Raw genomic sequence first — 16,111 nt, forward strand, 5'->3', positions numbered from 1 at the left:
GGGGTCACCAGCCGGTGAGGAGCCGCTGCCGCGCGAGCCGTTCGAGCAGTTCGGGCAGGGCACCTCCGGGCACCCCGGACAGATCACGGCGACTCCCGAGCACGGTCCGCCCGACCTTCGACGGCGGGTGCTCGGAGGCGAACTCGGCGGTCAGCCGGGTGATCGCCTCGAGCACGGCGGCCTCGTGCGGACCGCCTGCGAGGGCGTGCTGGTTCATCGACGTCCTCTCCTGGTGGACAACGGCCGGACACACGGCCGCCCGGCAGCATGCCGGGCCCGGCCGGGGATCCGGAACGGGCCGAAGGTCCCGACCTTCGGGGGGGTTCCACCCCTGTGCGCGAGTCGGGTGCGGGTGACCCGTGGGGATCCACGGCTCGGACGCCCCACCCACCACCAGGCCCATCGACCCTGGCCAGCAAAATCGGCGAGGACGATCCTGGGCGCTGGCCACGGTACGACGTGATCCTGGAGAACCGAGATGAATGGGCAGGCCCTCACGACCCCCGCCGATCCGACGCAGCTCGTCGTGTTCGGCGAAGCCGACCCGATGCCCGCCTGGGTCGAACGCTGGGAGAACCACGCGTGCGGGCGGTCGCAGGTCGGACCGTTGCGGGTATGCAGCGGGCCTTCCGCGGTCTGCGGCACCGGCGACGACCTGCAGGCGATCGCGCGATCGGCCGCCACCGCGCCGGTGCTCGTCCTCCCGCACACCGCCGCCGCGCCACGCCGAATCGTCGTCGCGCTACAGGACCTGCCGGCCGACGAACCGGTCCTGCACGCAGCCACCGACGCCGCCCGCGCACTGGGTGCGGCCGTCCTCGTCGTGCATGCCGTACCCACCTCCTTCGGCGAGCGCAGCATCGCGCTACCGGAGGCGGTCGGACGTGGCGAGGAGCTGCTCGCGCTCGGGGCCCGGCTGGTGCGCAGACGCTGCCCGACCGTGCTCGTGGGCCGGTCGCTGGTCCGGGAGTGGCCCCACGAGGCTGTCGCACACATCCGCGAGACCGACCTGCTGATCCTCGGCGGTCCGCATCCCGGCACTCGCGCGGGCCTCGGCCTCACCGCGCAGGCCGCCGTCGCGCACGCCCCCGGCTCGGTGCTGCTGGTGCCGCGTTCCGGCTGACCCCGGCCGTCACCCGTGACGTTCAAGGCCCTCCGGCAGGTGGAGGCGGGCCGCTCGGCACCTGCGCCGGCGACCGGCCTTCGGGGACCGTCACGTCATGCAGATTCCCTCACACCCCGCGACGGCGCCCGGACGTCCCGTGCTGGTCGGCACCGACGGTTCGGCAGCAGCCGGCCTCGCTGTGCGCTGGGCCGCCGAGGAGGCCCGACTCCGTGGCTGCACGCTGCTGATCGTCTGCGCGCTGCGGACGGCGCCGTGTGGCCCTCCGCTCGTGGCGCACAGCCTGCTCGACGTGGCCGTGACCATCGCCCGGACCGCCGTGCCGGACGTCGCGATCAAGACCCAGGCCTTCATCGGCCGGCCCGCCCCCGTGCTGTCCCGGCTCGCCCCGGACATGCAGCTCACCGTCGTCGGACACCGCGGGTCCGGAGGCCGCCCGTCGATCGCGCTCGGGTCGACGGCGGCGACCCTCTCCCGCTCGGCGACGGGCCCTGTGGCCGTCGTGCGGTTCGCGCCGGGGCGCCCGGTGCCGGACAGGGACCGGCCGATCGTCGTCGCCGTCGACGGGACACCGCAGAGCCGGCACGTCGTGGAAGCCGCCGCACAGCTGGCGGAGCGCCGCGGGGCGATGCTGCACGCGGTGTACGTGTGGCCCGAGCGGCTCCCGGACGTCCTCCGGCGCCTGGGGCGCGGCGAGCGCGAACCCGGCAGGGAGGCCTCGGAGCGGCTGCTCGCGGAGTGCCTTGCCGGGCTGGCCGCGGATCACCCCGACCTGCCTGTGCGGGAGTCCGTGGTCCGCGGCCATCCGGCATGGGCACTGCTGGAGCTGTCCGACAGCGCCCAGCTCGTGGTCCTCGGCCCGCACTCGCCGGGAGCAGGGGCGTGCGGATTGACACTCGTGCAGGCGGCGAGCTGCCCCGTCCTCGTCCTCCCCGAGCCGGAGACGAGCGCCGAGCCGGACCGCTGCCTCACGACGCCCGGGGGCGGAGCCGGCCGGTGAAGACCGGTCCCGCCTCCGGCGTCGACTCAGCGTGCGAGGTGCACCTTCCCGATCCGAACCCCGCCGTGGTCGTACGCGTCGCCGGTCGAGGTCACCGTTCCGATCCGTACTCCAGAGTCGTCATAGACGTCTCCGCCATCGGTAGCGACGCCGATCCGGACGCCCGCGTGGTCCCGGACCTCGCGCCCGGCGGTGTGTACGGCACTCATGTCGTCTCCTTCATCCGAAAGGCTGGTGGCCCCATGCTCGACACCACCAGCCTCACGAGGGAGGGCCGAAGGTCCGCACGATCCGAGCCGCTGGTCGCCTATCCGGGCTCCGGGGAATCACCGTTGAGCACCCGAGGGCGGGTCGTCCGACCCTGGCCCGGGCGGCGAGGACGCTGCCACCGTGCGGGTATGAACAGAATCGACTCGACCGGCCCGGTCGTCCAGCTCGGTACCGACATCGATCCTGGCGTCGCGCACTACGCACGCGTCGCCCTGACCCGTCTACTCACCGCTCAGGGACGCCCGACGGTCCCCGTGCACATCCGGATCATCCGGGACCACGACCCCAGGCGCCGTCGCCCGGTGACCGCACGGGTCATCCTCGGCACCGCCGTGCCCCTACGCGTCGACGCCGAGACACCTCGGGAAGCGGTGGATCTGCTGGTGGAGCGGATGGCAGGCAGCGAGCAGCCGGTGGCGGTCTGACGAGAACGCAGAGGAGTGAGGAGCGGGCCGGCACGAGGCCGGTCCGCTCCTCGTCGTGCGCCCTCAGCCCGGCGACAACTCGAGGACCGCCAGCGATCCCCCCGACGGCAGCCGAGGCCGCAGGCTGTGGGGCAGCACGCCGACCGGCACCGGAGCGGCCCGTACCTCGGGGCGCAGGCCCAGGGCCATCGAGGTCAGCCGCACGGACTGGAGCGCCTGGCCGAGACGCAGGTCCGCCGCGGGCCCAGGACCTTCGGCGCCCAGCAGGACGACGAGTGCTCCCGTCCGGGAGGCCGGCCCCACAGCCGCGGCCGGCCACGTCGAGTCGCGCGCCAGACCAGCGGGCCGTTCGGGGAGCTCGCGGAGCCAGCACGCCTCGGCCTCGGGAAGGTGAGCAGAGGGCGCCTGCCCTGCACCGCCACCGCCAGCCGGGCGTTGCGCAGCGCGGCCCCTCCGGCGACCCGTACCGTCCGCGCCGAGAGCTCGTCTGCGACCGACCACCGGCGGACGACGGTCCTGAGCTCGATGCCGTCCTCGACGGCCCGGATGAACCAGCGAACCGGGCCCGTCGGGTTGGGCGCGCCACGCGCCGCCTCGATCACCGGTTCGACCCGGAGGGCCAGGCCTGGCCGGCCCGATGGCCGGACTGCGGAAGGACTCGTCATGGCGTCGAGTCTGCGAACCCGGCCAGCCGCGGACGAGGGCCCGAGGTCCCCATCAGCGCCGCTGTCCGCACCCTGCCGCGCTGCGGCTCCACGGCCCAACGGCGGTTCTCGCAGGGTCCTCGGCCCCTGGGCGGGTGCCGGCCCGCGCAGGACGCTGTACCCGCACCCGACCGACAGGAGCACGCCATGACCACGAACGACCCGCAACGCCTCGCGGCGCCCCCCGAAGCCCTCGACGACGACCCACCGATCCGGACGGTCATGTCCTCGCGCCTTGTCGGGATCGTGCCGACGGCACCACTCACCACCGCCCTCCGGCTGATGATCGCCGGTGGCGTCCGGCACCTACCGGTGGTCGAGGACGGCCAGTACGGAACGCTGGTCTCCGAGGTCGACCTGCTCCAGGGCATCGCCGCGCAGCACGGACCGCTCGGCCTGGCCCACCTGAGCGTCGGAGACGTGGCCCGCCCGGCACCGACGATCACCGAAGACGCCCGCCTCTCCGAGGCCGCCCGCCGGATGCGGACGGCGAACCGGGACGCCGTGCTCGTGGTCCGCGACGAGCAACTGCTGGGCATCCTCACCGCGACGGACCTGATCCGAGCGTGGGCGGCCCGCGCGGCTCCAGAGCACCCGCCGCAAGGGTGACCACTCGTTCGCCCGCGGGCGGACGAGTGACGGCGGCAACGGTGCACCGGGCCTTGAGGACGCGGTAGGGGCCGAGCGGGCCCGGAAGGGCCCCGTCCACTCTCGAGGAGTCCGCGGCGCCGGAAGGACCGCGAGGAAGCCACCACCCGTCGCTGGGGAGCAGACGAGTGGATCCTGCCGGGGCCGGTGTTGGGGACACCGGCCCCGGCCTCTGCTCGCTACCGTGCAACGCCCAGGCCGTGGCTTGGCTGCCCACCCACGCCACCGAAGGCGACGACCGGCAGTACCAGGAACGGCGGGCCGAGGACGGCCGCACGAGGAGGTGCAGGAAACCGTGAACAGCCGGGCCCGGTGGGGGCCGGCTCGTCCCGGCGCTGGCCCCAGGCCTCGACGCGCTGCGCCGGGGCGACACCCGCGCACTGCGCGCGGCGACTTGTTCGGCGGACTCGCCGTGGCCGCCCACCTCGTTCCACAGGTCCTCGCCGACGCGAGGGTCGTGCCCGGCGTCGTGCCCCGCAGGCAGAGCCCATCGACCCGGTCAGCGGGAGCCGGTGTGCCTCACGTGTCTCGCCCGAGATCCGCGTCGAGGGATGCGGCCGGCGCGGGCGTGCCCTGGGAAGTACGTCTCGATTCCCCCGCGCTCGGCGGGCTTGGCCTCAACGAAGGGTGGAGGTGACGAGAGCGGCGAGACGGGCCCGGAGGGCGTCGGTGAGCACGGCGAGGTCGGGGACCTGGTCCGGGTCGGCGACGATGCTGACGGTGAGCGTCCCGGCGTAGGACAACGCCACGAAGTTCACCGTGGTGTTGCCCGCCTCCCCGACGGACAGGGGCACGATGCGCGCGACCGGCGCTCCGGCCAGGTGCAGCACCCGGTCGGGCCCTCGCACGTTGCTGACCAGCGTGTGTATCCGGTGCTGGCGGGTCATGTACCAGTGGTAGAGGCCCCGTGGCGGCGAGGAGCCGGAACAGCGGCCAGAGCAGGACGACCGGCGCCGGCGCCGTGGTGCGGCGGCGGGCCGTGGCGAGCACCGGGGCGAGGGTCCGCACGGTCTCCGCGGGATCGGTTCGGGCCGGGACCCCGACCACCAGGGGTGCGACGGCGTTGCCCGCACCGGCTGGTGAGGCGGATCGGCGGCCCGCGACCGGCACGGCGATCCGGAAGGTGTCCACCGACTCGCCCCGGTGTGCGAGCAGATCGCCGAGAGCCGCCGAGGTGACGGCGAGGAGGGCGTCGTTCACGCTGCCGCCGGCACGGTGCGCGGCCTCGCGGACCGACGCCAGGTCGGCCTCGACCGTGGCGAACCGGCGTCGTGGCCCGGTCGGCGCCAGCAACGAGCACGCCGCGGCACGCTCGGCGTGGAGCCCGCCGCTCGCGGCGACCGACAGGCGCAGGGCACGCAGGGCTGCGGCGACCCGCGACCGCCTGCCTCTCGGGGACCGGGCAGTACCCGCGCGCGCCTCAGGGGCTGCAGTGCCCTCGGTGCCCGGGGACGGGGGCCGGGCGTCGTCGAGCAGCCGCTCGAGGACGGCCAGCCCGCCGATCCCGTCGGCCAGGCAGTGATGGAGCACCAGCACGACCCCGACGACACCGGCACCGGCCTCCACGAACACCGCGCGCCACAGCGGCCGGCCCCTGGGAAGCGGTTCGAGGACGGCGCCGGCGGCGATGTCCAGGAGCTCGCGCTCGTCACCCGGCGCCCCGCAACGGGTGTGGTGCAGGTGCCGGGCCGGGTCGAACGCAGCGTCCTCGACCCACTCAGGACGTCCGCGGCCCGGCACGATGCGCTGACGCAGCCGCGCGACGGAGCGCGCCCGCTCGGCGACGAGGCGTTCGGCGGCGCCCAGGTCGAAACCCGGTCCGGAGCGGAGGATCAGCAGTGCTCCGAGGTGCTCGGGTACCGCGGCGGCGTCGTCCATGGCGAGCATGACCAGGTCCGCCGGGCCGACGGCGTCGTGGACGGGTGCTTCCCCGCGGACCACGTCCGGTGCCGCGCCGGGCCGGGTCCGAAGCGCGGGATCGACGTCCGGTGGCTGCGGGTGCGGCCGCGCGGGCAGCGTGGCGGGTCCTGGGGTTCGCCGAGGTCTCATCCCGGGCCACCCACGCCGTCGGCCGCGGCGGGTCGGCCCGGAGCGGTCCCGTGAGGGCTCTCGGAGGTCCGCTCGGCGGTGCGGACCACGACCACCGGGCACGGGCCTCGGTGCACGGCGATCCTGGCCGGCTCGTCGTAACGGGCAGGTCCGTCTTGTCGGCCGAGGACAAGCGCGATCGCGCCGGTCGCACGGTCGAGCACGAGGTCGGTGCCCTCGCCGTCGACATGGTCGATGATGAGCGGCACCCCTCGGCGTGCGGCCAGCGTGGTCGCCTCCGCGAGCACCCGGGCGTCGCACTCGATGTCCGTCGGCGCGGCAACGACGACGTTCCGCCGGCGCAGGTGCGGGGCACGAACGACCGCGACCGGGCACCCCGCCCGCCCGAGGACGTCGAGGGCGACGGATTCGTCGGCGGCCTCCGGCGGGTCATCCCGGCCGGCCAATCCCACGACGAGCATCGCGGCGTCGCGGCTCGCCGCCAGCAGCGCCGCCAGCGGGCTCCAGCCCGACGTCCGTCGGACGATTTCCACTCCCGGCGCGGCTGCCGCGGCGGCGGCCGCCGCCCGCTCGAGGACGGTGTCGCGCTGCCGATCCGTCTCTCCTGACGACGTCGCGTGCATCAGGACCAGGGGCGCCGCCCGGGCGCGCGCCTCGCACGCCGCGAAGCGGGTGGCAGTCAGCGCCGCGGCACTACCGTCCACGCCGGCCACCACGGATCCCGTTCCGGGCACTGTGGATGTTCCTTCCTCCGGGCGGTGGCCCACGACGGGATCGCGGGCGTGCGTCTGCGCCGCCTCCGCTAGGCAGTGACCGCTGGCGGCGCCGACCGGCCCGATTCCGGAGCCGAGCGGAGGCCGGCATCCGAGCGCCGGGGGCGGTCGAGCGCGATACCCTCGCGCACCAGCATCACGGGGCACCGGGCCCTGCTCAGCAGCGCACGCCCGACCGCACCGATCGGATAGCCGTCCGGGGCACGCCAGCCGTCGGACCCCAGCACGACGAGCAACGCGTTCGTCGACTGCTCCGCGAGAACGGTGGCGGCGCTGTCCCGGGCGACGAGGCGCCGCACGTGCACGTCCGGATAGGTGGCGGTCCATGGCGCGAGCCGGGACTCCAGCAGCTCGCGCGCATCGGCGAGCACGGCCTCGAAGCTCAGCGTCGGGCTGCTCTGCCGCATGGTGGCGTCGGTCCAGGCGTGCGCCGCCACGAGCGGAACCCCGTGGGACCTCGCCTCCTCGAACGCCTGCGCCAGCGCCGCCGCGTTCGCCGCCGAACCGTCCACGCCGACGACGACCGGTGACGTCGGCGCGGTTTGCCGCGCCGGCGCCGGGCCGACGACCACGACCGGGCAGGAGGCCCGGCCGACGAGCGCTGCGACCAGGGGCCCGGCCTCGCCCGACCGGGGCAGCCCCACCAGCAGGAGCTCGGCCTCGTCCGATTCGGTTCCGAGCACGTCCGCGGCGGCGCCGTCGCGGACGACGCACTGCACGGTCGGCAGCGGTCCGAGGGAGCGGACCATGTCGGTCGCCTCCCGCAGGTGCGCGCGGGCGGTGCAGTAGAGGTGTTCGCGGTACCGCTGCAGCACATCCGCGGCGGCCGCGGTCCGAGCGGGGTCGGCTGCCCAGTCGACCACCGCGACCAGCCGCAGCACCGCCTCGCGGCGCCGAGCTTCCCGTGCCGCCCACCGCACCGCGGCGAGCGCGCCCGGCGAGCCGTCGGCTCCGACGACCACACTGCTCCCGGCGACGTCGTTCGATGTCGTCATGTCAATCTCCTCCGCGGTCTCAGGCGGCGTCGTGGGTGACGACGACGGGGCATCGGGCGTGGGCGACGACGTGCTGGCTCACCGAGCCAAGCAGCATGCCGGTGAACCCGCCGTGCCCGCGGCAGCCGACCACCAGCAGGTCTGCGTCGCGCGCCGCGGGGAGGAGGACCGCGGCGGGGTGCCCCTCGGTCACCTCCCGGTCGACGTCCAGGTAGCCCGTTTCCTTCAGCGCGCTGTCGACGGCCGAGTTCAACGCGGTCCGGGCGTCGCCCGACCAGTCCACCGTGATGACGGGCGCCCACCCGTAGGTGGTCGGGATCTGCCAGGCCATCACCGCGCGCACGTGGGCGCCGGTGCGCCGGGCCTGCTCGACCGCCCACCGCACGGCGCCCTCCGAGCCGGGGGATCCGTCGACCCCGACGACGATCGTGCCCGCCCTGCCCCTCATCCCGCCGCTCCTCCGTCAGAGTCCGATGCGGCATCCAACCCGGTGGGGACCAGGACGACCGGCGAGTGGGCGTGAGGTAGCACAGCTCGGCTCACCGAACCCAGAAGCAGGCCGGCGACGCCACCCCGCCCCCGGGAGCCGACCACGAGCAGCTGCGCGTTCGTGGAACGCTCTACGAGCGCAGAGGCCGGGCGGTCCCGTACGACACTTGTGCGGACGTCGACGTCGGGGAACTTCCCGGTCCACCCGGCCAGCCGGTCCGCGAGGAACGCGTGTGCGCTCTTCTCAACCGTGACCCAATCGAGCAACAGCATCAAGCGGGGATCGAGCACGACGTCGCTCCACGCGTGCACTGCCACCAGCCGGACGCCGCGTGCGTTCGCCTCCTCGAACGCGTACCCGAGCGCGGCGTCGCTCTCCGCCGAGCCCTCGACACCGACGACGACGGGCGCCTCGGGCCGCGCGGCGGCGCTTCCGCCGACGACGGCGACCGGGCAGTGCGCGCGGGCGGCCGCCGCGAGCGCGATCGAACCGATGAGCAGGCCGGCGAACCCGCTGTGGCCACTCCTGCCGAGCACCAGCAGGGCGGCCCGCTTCGAGGCGTCGGCCAGGACCGTTGCGGCCGTCCCGTCCTCGACGCTGCGCTGGACCTGCAGCCCCGGAACGTGGAAACAGACCTCGGCGGCGGCGGAGTCCAGATGGCTCCACGCCGCCCGGTGCAGGACTTCTCGATAGCGCTCCTGACCGCGCCCAGGTCCGTTAGGAGCCGTTACGGCGGCCAGGAGGACCAGGTCGAGGTTCCGCCGGGCGGCTTCGTGGGCCGCCCATCGGGCCGCGGTGAGCGCAGCGGCGGATCCGTCGATCCCGACGAAAACGGGTCGGGTGTGCGGGTTGGTCATCGGTTCTCCTCGGTGTGCCGGGCCGAGGAGCGCGGCGTGCCGTCCGAGGGTGCCTCGGCCGCGGCTGTTCGGCTCCGCTCCCCGTTGCGCAGGTCCGGCCCGCCGCTACTGCCGTCAGACCCGACAGACATGACTTCGGACCGGCGGGCTCCGCGAAGAGTCGCGGCCCGCGCGGCCGTGGCGACGGCGGTTCCGGTCACGGCGCCGACCGCCGCGCCGATGGCGGCGGCGAGCACCAGACCCGTGGGGTCCCCGGTCTGTATGCCCACCCCGAGCCCGACCAGCGCGCCGGACAGTGCGCCGGTCACCACACCTGTCAGCAGGGTCCTTATCCGGCCGCGGCCGGCCTGCGCACCCGACGGGTCCTGCCCCGCGACGAGCGGCGGGTCTTGCCTCGGTGACCTCGCGTCGACTGCCATTGGTCCTCCTCGTTCGACGGGGTCAGGGTCGCGCGATCCGTGGGCTCCTCGGCAGAGGCGGAAGGCCCGCGGCCGGGGCCCGTCGGCCCTGATGCGATCCGGCTCGGCAGTCCTGCCAAGCCTTCACGCGCCGCGGGACGCGGCGGTATAGGCCTGCTCGAGCCATCCGGCGATCCCTACGGCCCGGCCGGCCGTACACCCTGGTCCTGGCCGACGACGCAGGTGCGTTCACGCCAGGCCTGCTCGGACATCAGTTCGCGTCGGGCGACCAGCAGCAGCACCTCGTGTCCGGTCAGGACACCGACGACGCGCTCACCGTCGACCACCGGCACGGACCGGACACCCCGGTCGAGCATGCTCGCCACGACGTCGGCGACGTCGTCCTCGGGCCGGGCGACCACCGGGGCCAGTTTCGTCACCGCGGCCACGATCGACTCCGGGTCCAGCTCGACCTGCCAGCCCTCCGGAGCCAGCACGCCTCGTGCGAGATCGGCCTCGGCCGCCACGCCGACGAGATGCCCCTGTCCGTCGACCACCGGCACCGTCCCGTGCCTGTGCAGCATCGAGGCCGCCACAGGAATGGGCGTGTCCGCCCGCACCGTGTCCACCGAGCCGCTCATGGCGTCGCGCACCTTCATCCCGCCTCCGTCTGTGAGTCTGGGGTCGACGATGGCGCAGAGCGTGCCTCCGCACACGGGACGAAGGGCCCGACCCCGCCCGCCACGCGGCCCGCGACGTCGAGGAGGAGCCCTTTCGGGTCTTCGGCTATCAGCTCGCCGGGCCGGCCCGGCGACCCGAGAGGCGGCTCAGGGGCACAGCGATCACGTGCGCGACGGAGGCCGGAATCCACGGTTCGGGCATGCGGGCCGCGAGATCGGCCCACCGTCGCGGCTCCGTCACCTCATAGGACCGGCCGACACCGAGCACGCTCCACCCGGTGCGGGTGTCGACGTCGAGGTCGTCGACCTCGAACCTGATCACGGCATTGCGGGCGGCGGCCGCGAGCTTGGTCCCCTGGCCGGTCCGGAAGACGATCTCCTCACCGTCGAGAAGGTAGGTGACGGGCTGGGCCGCGGGCAGGGCGGAGTCGGTGAACACCACGCGGCCGATCACAGTGCCACGGAGCAGGTCCAGGCACTGCGAACGGTCGAGGTCCACCAGCTTCGTCGCCCCCCTGCGCGACAGCACCGTCACTTCGATCGTCCATCCGGACAGTCCCGCTCGGTCCCACATGTGCCTGCAGGGCCGAAGGTCCCTACCCGGCAGTGTCAGGTCCCAGTCAGCGGGACCGTCCAGGACAGCCGGGTCCCACCGGTCAACGCCTCCCGTAGCACCGCGACGAGATCCTCTGCGACGTCCCCGGGCACCCGGTCCTCGATGAGGCCCGAGAAGCTGACGGCGGCCCTGAAGCCCAGGGCATCCTCGACCTCGGCGGCGACGTCCAGGATCCGCGAGCGAACCCCGGTCCCCCCGGCGACGCGTGCAGGTCGAAGATCGTCGTGCGGATCTGGCGGATGGTGGCGTCAAGGTTGTCGATCTGTTCCTGGATCCGGCGCGCGGGCGGCCCTCCGCCCAGCCCTACGGCGACGCTCCGCAGCGACAGGCTCGCGGCGAACAGCCGCTGGATCACCTGGTCGTGCAGGTCCGCGGCGATGCGGTCCCGCCGAGCGGGAGGGTCCGGGTCCGGAGCGTGCCGCCTTCTACGCCCGCGCTCTTCACCACGTGCTGCCTCTCGTGCACGGGTTCCGGCTCGACGCTCTGCTCGCCGAACCTCGACGCCTCGCCGAGTCGGCCCCACTGGGGCAGCCATCCGGGACACCGGGCGGGATCGGGGCTCGGGCGTGGTTGGAACAGAACGGTCGCGTCGGGCGGCGCGACGGTAACCGGCTCGGCCTCCGGATCGGCGCGAACGCCGGACCAAGTCGCTCAGGGCTCGACGAACGGCCGGGGCTGGTCACGCAGCGTGTTCAGGCGCTGGTGGTACTCCTGCTCGTCGATGTCGCCGCGCGCGAAGCGCTCGGCCACCACCTCCTCCGGCGTAGGCCGGGTCGCCGTCGACCTGTCTCTGCGCCCCAGGTAGCGGAACAAAGCGATCACCCCGAAGAGGACCAGAACCCAGAACAGCACCATGCTGACGATCATCAGGGCGTAACCCCAACCGCTGATCCCGTTGCCGTACCACCACATCATGTCGAGCCTCCTGTCCTCCGGACTTCTCTGTTCTCTGGACGGGCGGTGTCCTCTGGACTGGCGGTGCCCATCTCCATGATCACCACGGGCTGTGGGGCTTTCGCAGCGTGCCCGAGTTCATCCCGGCCAGTCGGCCCGCCCCCTGCCAGCCCGCCAGACTTGTGGACCGCGCTCATCGGGACTCGGCGCGGGCCTGCTGCTCGCGATCGAGCGTCAAGCGCGGTGCTCGTCGTCGTGACCGGCCCGGTTCGTCCACCGTGGCTCGATGCGTTCCCACTCCCGTTCCCATTCCGCCGCATGCACGGCCGTGGTCCAACGGCCCGCGAGCTGTGCCACGACTGCGACGACCGACGCGCTGGCGAGCGCCGCCACAAGTCCGCCCACGAGCGCTGTGAGCAGGGCTTCGGTGGCGGTGAGCGGCGCATGCACGAGACGCCCGTCGTCGGTGGTCCAGGCCTGGACCGTCGAGCCGGCCGGACGCGGCCCTTTCACCTGCGCGATCCCGGTCCGCTCGATCCCGTCCTGTCCCGTCCAGCGCACCTGCGTCGGAACCGTCACGGTCGTACCGTCCGAGGCGGCCAGGGGCACGTCCTCGGTCAGCACGACCTCCACCGGCTGCCGGTCCGCGGCCTGGAGCCGGGACTGCTCGGCCATGTGACCGTGGACGACGATCCCGAGCACGATCGCTCCGAGCACGGTGAGCAGCGCCAGCGAGCAGACCAGCCAGGCGACGGCGTCGTCGAGCCGATCGCTGCGCCGGCGCGGCAGTCGTACCGGCTGGGCAGGTCGTGGTTTCCTCTCCTCAGCGCGCATCTCCTGTGCCTCCCGTGGGCTGTGGTGCCGTCGGGAACGAGCGTGGCGTGCAGCGTGCTCGGGGGGGCAGTGCCCTACGGCCTGGTCACCGGTGCCGGTGTGCCTTATGCTGCCGGGCCCTTCAACCGTGCCGCACCGCGGTTATCGCCCCCCGATGGCGTCGATCAGGAGGCGCGCTCGTCACGTCCGCCGTTCCCGGGGCCGAGAACCGCACGGCCTCCGCCGGCTGCAGGGTACGGATCTCCTCCCCGCACCCCACACGCACCGCCGGGCCCGGTCCGGGTGCCGCGGCGACCCGCACCTCCCGGCCGGAGACCCGCACGTCGAGAGACAGGCCCCGGTACTGGACCACGAACTCGAGGGCGCCGACCGGGACGGCCAGTGCGGGTTGAACCAGATCGCGTTCTCCCGGGTCTCCACCCCGGCGAAGCACCGCTGGAGCAGGTCGACGCAACCGGCCATGGCGCCGAGATGGACGCCCTCCGCGGTGGTACCGCCCTGGATGTCCGCCAGATCGCTGCTCAGGGCCCGCTCGAAATGGCTCAGCGCGTCCTCACGGTGTGCTCGGGCGAGCACCCAGGCGTGGACGAGCGCGCTCAGGGTCGAGCCGTGCACGGTCCGGGCCAGGTAGTGGTCGATCGTGCGGCGGATCGAGTCGGGAGGGAGGGGGTAGCCGAGCCCGCCGAGCAGGACCCGCAGCTCGTCGGCCGAGAGCAGGTAGAACAGCATCAGGACGTCCGCCTGCTTGGACACCTGGTAGTCGTCCACCGAGCGGCCCTCGGCCTCCAGGATCCGGTCGAGCCGTTGCAGATCGCCGTAGCGGCGGGCGGTAGTCGTCGAGATCGAGCTCGGCGAGGTCGCGGTAGCCGTGGAACTGGCTGATGACGCCGTCCTCGGCGATCGGCACGTACATCCGCCGGGTGATGTCGTTCCAGCGCAGCAGTTCGGCGGGCGTCAGGCCCAGTTGTTCGACGAGCTCGGTCCGCTGCAAGGGCGGCAGCACCGACAGCACGTCGGCGGCCCGGCGAAGCGTCCACACCGCCATCACGTTGGTGCAGGCGTTGTCGTCGAGGCCAGGTTCTGCCGCGCCCGGATAGCGGGTGGAGTACTCGTCGGGTCCCATCACCCCGCCGATGCGGAAGCGGTCCATCGCCGGGTCGTGGCGCGCCAGGCCCGCGAAGAACCGGGCCACCTCCAGCAGCACCTCGGCTCCGTGCTCGGCCAGGAACTCCAGGTCGCCGGCGGCCTGGTAGTACTGCCATATGTTGTAGGCCACGGCGAGCCCGACGTGGCGTTGCAGGTGGCTGACGTCCGGGAGCCACCTCCCCGACAGCGGATTGAGGTGGATCTGCTGGCTTTCCTCCCGGCCGTCGCTGCCGGACTGCCACGGGAACATCGCTCCGCGATGTCCCAACCCGCGGGCCGCGCGTCGCGCGGCGTTCAGCCGCCGGACGCGGTAGTGCAGCAGCGCCCGTGCCAGGCCCGGGATCCGCAGCGTGAGCAGTGGGAAGACGAACAGCTCGTCCCAGAACACGTGCCCGCGGTAGGCCTCGCCGTGCATGCCCCGGGCCGGGATCCCGGCGTCGAGGTCGAGGGTGTGGGGCGACACGGTCTGCAGCACGTGGAAGATGCTGAGTCGCAGTGTCCGCAGCGTCGGGACGGTGGCCGGGCTGTCGCCGTCGGTGAGGTCGAGGCGGAACCGCCGCCAGAGCTGGTGCCAGGCCAGCTCGTGAGTCTCCAGCAGGGCGTCGAAGCCGGGTGCGCCGGCGACCTCCTCGGTCGCGGCCGTGCCCGGATGGGAGAGGGCCACGTCCCGGGAGGTGACGACGGCGACGATCTTCTCCACCGTGACCGGGACGCGTTCGCTGATCTCCAGCGTGAGTTCGTGGGCCCTCTGGGAGACCCGGGTCGTGGCCGGCGGGCAGGCTCAGAAGTCGGACGGCAAGACAGCACGATCCCGCCGCCAGCTCGCCCTCGACCGGCGGACGGCTGCCGCACTGGCCGACCACCTGACGGTCCCCGATCAAGAGCGCCACGACTTCGGGCCTGATCATCAGGACCACGGGCTGCTGTTCTGCCGGGCGGACGGACGCACTCTCCACCCCGACACGATCACCGAGCAGTTCAACCGCATCGTCGACCGCGCACGAGTACCACCGATCACACTTCACGACGTCCGGCACACCTACGCGACGATGTCGCTGCGCGCAGGCGTCAACCCCAAGATCGTCAGCGCCCGCCTCGGACACGCCACCGTCGCGTTCACCCTCGACACCTACACCGAGGACGTCCCCGAGCTCCACCACGACGCCGCCGAGGCCGTCAGCAACCTGTTCCTCGCCGACAGTGAGGAAGGCGACGCGGACCCGCCGTTGGCTACCGGCTGAGCGACGACGGACGCCGCCGAAGCCGTTTGGCTACCGTTTCGGCTACCGCGGGCCCGGAACGAGCCCGCGCATCGACCCCAGAAAAGACCGAAGGCCCCTGAACCTGCTGGTCAGGGGCCTTCCGGCTGCGTGGGCGATACTGGGATCGAACCAGTGACCTCTTCGGTGTGAACCCGGAAGCAGACTGCTCTGGGCGGGCGTCTCGTGTCGACGCGTGCCGTCTGAGCTGGGGTTTCGTGCTGTCCCGTGCCATCGGGTGTCGGCGACGGCTAGGCGGCCCGCTCCGGGAATGCTCCGGCCCTCAGCCACAGCGGTGGCTCGCGCCATCTCGTCGACCTGGCGTAGCCCGATCACGTCGCGGGCAGGGGGAGCGACCCGCCGAGGCCATATGTCCACAGTAGACGACGAAGTCGTCACTGCCCCGGGACCACCTGGCCAGGCTTGCCCCCTGCCTGCGACGTGATAGCCCTCCGGGAGGTCGTCGAGATGGTGCGCTCCCGCTCCCACGCTCGAACCGCCGCCGGCCCCGGGTCCTTGCCATCTCGGAGACCTGCCCGCCCGGCGAGGGCTCTGTTCCACGCAATCCGGCTCGTTCAGCCGAGATCGCGTCAGGCTGATCGCCGGCCCCGGTGAACGTGCCCGGTCAGAGCCGAGTGCGGGACTGCTCGTCAGGGGCGGGTGTGAATACCGATGCCTCCAGAGACGATGAGGTTGTCGCCGGTGATGTAGCTGGCGGCGTCCGAGGCGAGGAAGGCTACGGCTTCGGCGATATCGGCGGGAGCGCCGACGCGGCCAAGTGGGACGCCCTGAGCCCAGGAGTCGATCATTTCCTGGGAGACGCCCATCTTGCTATAAGCAGGGGTGTTGATCAGCCCTGGGCTGACCGCGTTGACGCGGATGTGTCGGGGAGCGAGTTCGAGCGCGAGGGACCGCATGAGGGGCAGCAGAGCGCCCTTGGCGGCTGTCAT

The 16,111-nt window shown here is 73.2% G+C and carries 21 protein-coding genes and 2 pseudogenes; 5 read left to right on the plus strand and 18 right to left on the minus strand.

Translation table 11 applies throughout. The features are described from left to right. Nucleotides 1-4 precede the first annotated feature (4 nt). Nucleotides 5-217 (minus strand): hypothetical protein, encoded by a 213-nt coding sequence (locus JWP64_RS08035; protein ID WP_297494048.1) that lies wholly within the window; start codon nt 215-217, stop codon nt 5-7. Nucleotides 218-478: 261 nt separating this feature from the next. Between JWP64_RS08035 and JWP64_RS08040 the strand changes: the two genes are divergently transcribed. Next, entirely contained in the window at nt 479-1,123 is a 645-nt protein-coding gene (locus JWP64_RS08040; protein ID WP_297494050.1) for a universal stress protein, read from the plus strand. A 97-nt stretch (nt 1,124-1,220) separates the two neighbouring features. Next, nucleotides 1,221-2,123: a universal stress protein gene (locus tag JWP64_RS08045; RefSeq protein ID WP_297494052.1), complete on the plus strand. Its 903-nt coding sequence runs from the start codon at nt 1,221-1,223 to the stop codon at nt 2,121-2,123. A gap of 26 nt (nt 2,124-2,149) precedes the next feature. Here JWP64_RS08045 and JWP64_RS08050 read toward each other — a convergent pair whose 3' ends face one another. After that, nucleotides 2,150-2,332, minus strand: coding sequence for a hypothetical protein (locus JWP64_RS08050; protein WP_297494054.1), 183 nt, complete (start codon nt 2,330-2,332; stop codon nt 2,150-2,152). Between the two features lie 189 nt (nt 2,333-2,521). On the opposite strand from JWP64_RS08050, the gene JWP64_RS08055 reads away from it, so the two are divergent. Beyond that, entirely contained in the window at nt 2,522-2,818 is a 297-nt protein-coding gene (locus JWP64_RS08055; protein WP_297494056.1) for a hypothetical protein, read from the plus strand. A 63-nt stretch (nt 2,819-2,881) separates the two neighbouring features. On the opposite strand, the gene JWP64_RS08060 is transcribed toward JWP64_RS08055, so the two are convergent. Next, entirely contained in the window at nt 2,882-3,121 is a 240-nt protein-coding gene (locus JWP64_RS08060; RefSeq protein WP_297494058.1) for a hypothetical protein, read from the minus strand. Nucleotides 3,122-3,669: 548 nt separating this feature from the next. On the opposite strand from JWP64_RS08060, the gene JWP64_RS08065 reads away from it, so the two are divergent. Next, on the plus strand, nt 3,670-4,131 hold the full coding sequence (locus JWP64_RS08065) for a CBS domain-containing protein (protein ID WP_297494060.1): 462 nt from the start codon (nt 3,670-3,672) through the stop codon (nt 4,129-4,131). 656 nt (nt 4,132-4,787) lie between these two features. On the opposite strand, the gene JWP64_RS08070 is transcribed toward JWP64_RS08065, so the two are convergent. From JWP64_RS08070 to JWP64_RS08120, 14 genes and pseudogenes are all read right to left on the minus strand, one after another. Then, complete coding sequence (locus tag JWP64_RS08070; protein WP_297494062.1) at nt 4,788-5,057, minus strand: WS/DGAT domain-containing protein; 270 nt, start codon at nt 5,055-5,057, stop codon at nt 4,788-4,790. A gap of 313 nt (nt 5,058-5,370) precedes the next feature. Next, nucleotides 5,371-6,219 (minus strand): annotated as a pseudogene (locus JWP64_RS31430) (wax ester/triacylglycerol synthase domain-containing protein); the annotation flags it as partial. Further along, nucleotides 6,216-6,923 carry a universal stress protein gene (locus JWP64_RS08075; protein ID WP_297494064.1) on the minus strand — a complete coding sequence of 236 codons (708 nt, stop codon included), beginning with the start codon at nt 6,921-6,923 and terminating at the stop codon, nt 6,216-6,218. The pseudogene JWP64_RS31430 and the gene JWP64_RS08075, both read right to left, overlap by 4 nt. Before the next feature lie 98 nt (nt 6,924-7,021). Beyond that, on the minus strand, nt 7,022-7,987 hold the full coding sequence (locus JWP64_RS08080) for a universal stress protein (protein ID WP_297494066.1): 966 nt from the start codon (nt 7,985-7,987) through the stop codon (nt 7,022-7,024). A 19-nt stretch (nt 7,988-8,006) separates the two neighbouring features. Then, nucleotides 8,007-8,435: a universal stress protein gene (locus JWP64_RS08085; protein WP_297494068.1), complete on the minus strand. Its 429-nt coding sequence runs from the start codon at nt 8,433-8,435 to the stop codon at nt 8,007-8,009. Next, nucleotides 8,432-9,334 carry a universal stress protein gene (locus tag JWP64_RS08090; protein ID WP_297494070.1) on the minus strand — a complete coding sequence of 301 codons (903 nt, stop codon included), beginning with the start codon at nt 9,332-9,334 and terminating at the stop codon, nt 8,432-8,434. Before JWP64_RS08090 ends, JWP64_RS08085 begins: the two co-directional genes overlap by 4 nt. After that, nucleotides 9,331-9,753, minus strand: coding sequence for a hypothetical protein (locus JWP64_RS08095; protein ID WP_297494072.1), 423 nt, complete (start codon nt 9,751-9,753; stop codon nt 9,331-9,333). The genes JWP64_RS08090 and JWP64_RS08095 overlap by 4 nt, the downstream gene beginning before the upstream one ends. A 176-nt stretch (nt 9,754-9,929) precedes the next feature. Next, complete coding sequence (locus JWP64_RS08100; RefSeq protein ID WP_297494074.1) at nt 9,930-10,391, minus strand: CBS domain-containing protein; 462 nt, start codon at nt 10,389-10,391, stop codon at nt 9,930-9,932. Between the two features lie 130 nt (nt 10,392-10,521). Further along, a complete protein-coding gene (locus JWP64_RS08105; protein ID WP_297494076.1) occupies nt 10,522-10,947 on the minus strand; it encodes a pyridoxamine 5'-phosphate oxidase family protein in 426 nt (141 codons plus the stop codon). A 121-nt stretch (nt 10,948-11,068) separates the two neighbouring features. Further along, nucleotides 11,069-11,563, minus strand: a complete 495-nt coding sequence (locus JWP64_RS31435; protein ID WP_366889587.1) for a histidine kinase — start codon at nt 11,561-11,563, stop codon at nt 11,069-11,071. Nucleotides 11,564-11,679: 116 nt separating this feature from the next. Then, nucleotides 11,680-11,943 carry an SHOCT domain-containing protein gene (locus JWP64_RS08110; protein ID WP_297494078.1) on the minus strand — a complete coding sequence of 88 codons (264 nt, stop codon included), beginning with the start codon at nt 11,941-11,943 and terminating at the stop codon, nt 11,680-11,682. Nucleotides 11,944-12,156: 213 nt separating this feature from the next. Then, a complete protein-coding gene (locus tag JWP64_RS08115) occupies nt 12,157-12,756 on the minus strand; it encodes a hypothetical protein (RefSeq protein ID WP_297494079.1) in 600 nt (199 codons plus the stop codon). Between the two features lie 180 nt (nt 12,757-12,936). Further along, entirely contained in the window at nt 12,937-13,524 is a 588-nt protein-coding gene (locus JWP64_RS31440; RefSeq protein WP_366889590.1) for a hypothetical protein, read from the minus strand. Between the two features lie 70 nt (nt 13,525-13,594). Continuing rightward, nucleotides 13,595-14,602: pseudogene (locus JWP64_RS08120) on the minus strand (glycoside hydrolase family 65 protein); the annotation flags it as partial. A 1-nt stretch (nt 14,603) separates the two neighbouring features. On the opposite strand from JWP64_RS08120, the gene JWP64_RS08125 reads away from it, so the two are divergent. Further along, nucleotides 14,604-15,143, plus strand: a complete 540-nt coding sequence (locus tag JWP64_RS08125; RefSeq protein ID WP_297494083.1) for a site-specific integrase — start codon at nt 14,604-14,606, stop codon at nt 15,141-15,143. Nucleotides 15,144-15,811: 668 nt separating this feature from the next. On the opposite strand, the gene JWP64_RS08130 is transcribed toward JWP64_RS08125, so the two are convergent. Next, nucleotides 15,812-16,111 (minus strand): SDR family oxidoreductase (locus JWP64_RS08130; RefSeq protein WP_297494085.1); only part of this gene is annotated, 300 nt, incomplete at its 5' end.

The sequence above is a fragment of the Pseudonocardia sp. genome, assembly GCF_025465255.1.
Classification (GTDB): domain Bacteria; phylum Actinomycetota; class Actinomycetes; order Mycobacteriales; family Pseudonocardiaceae; genus Pseudonocardia.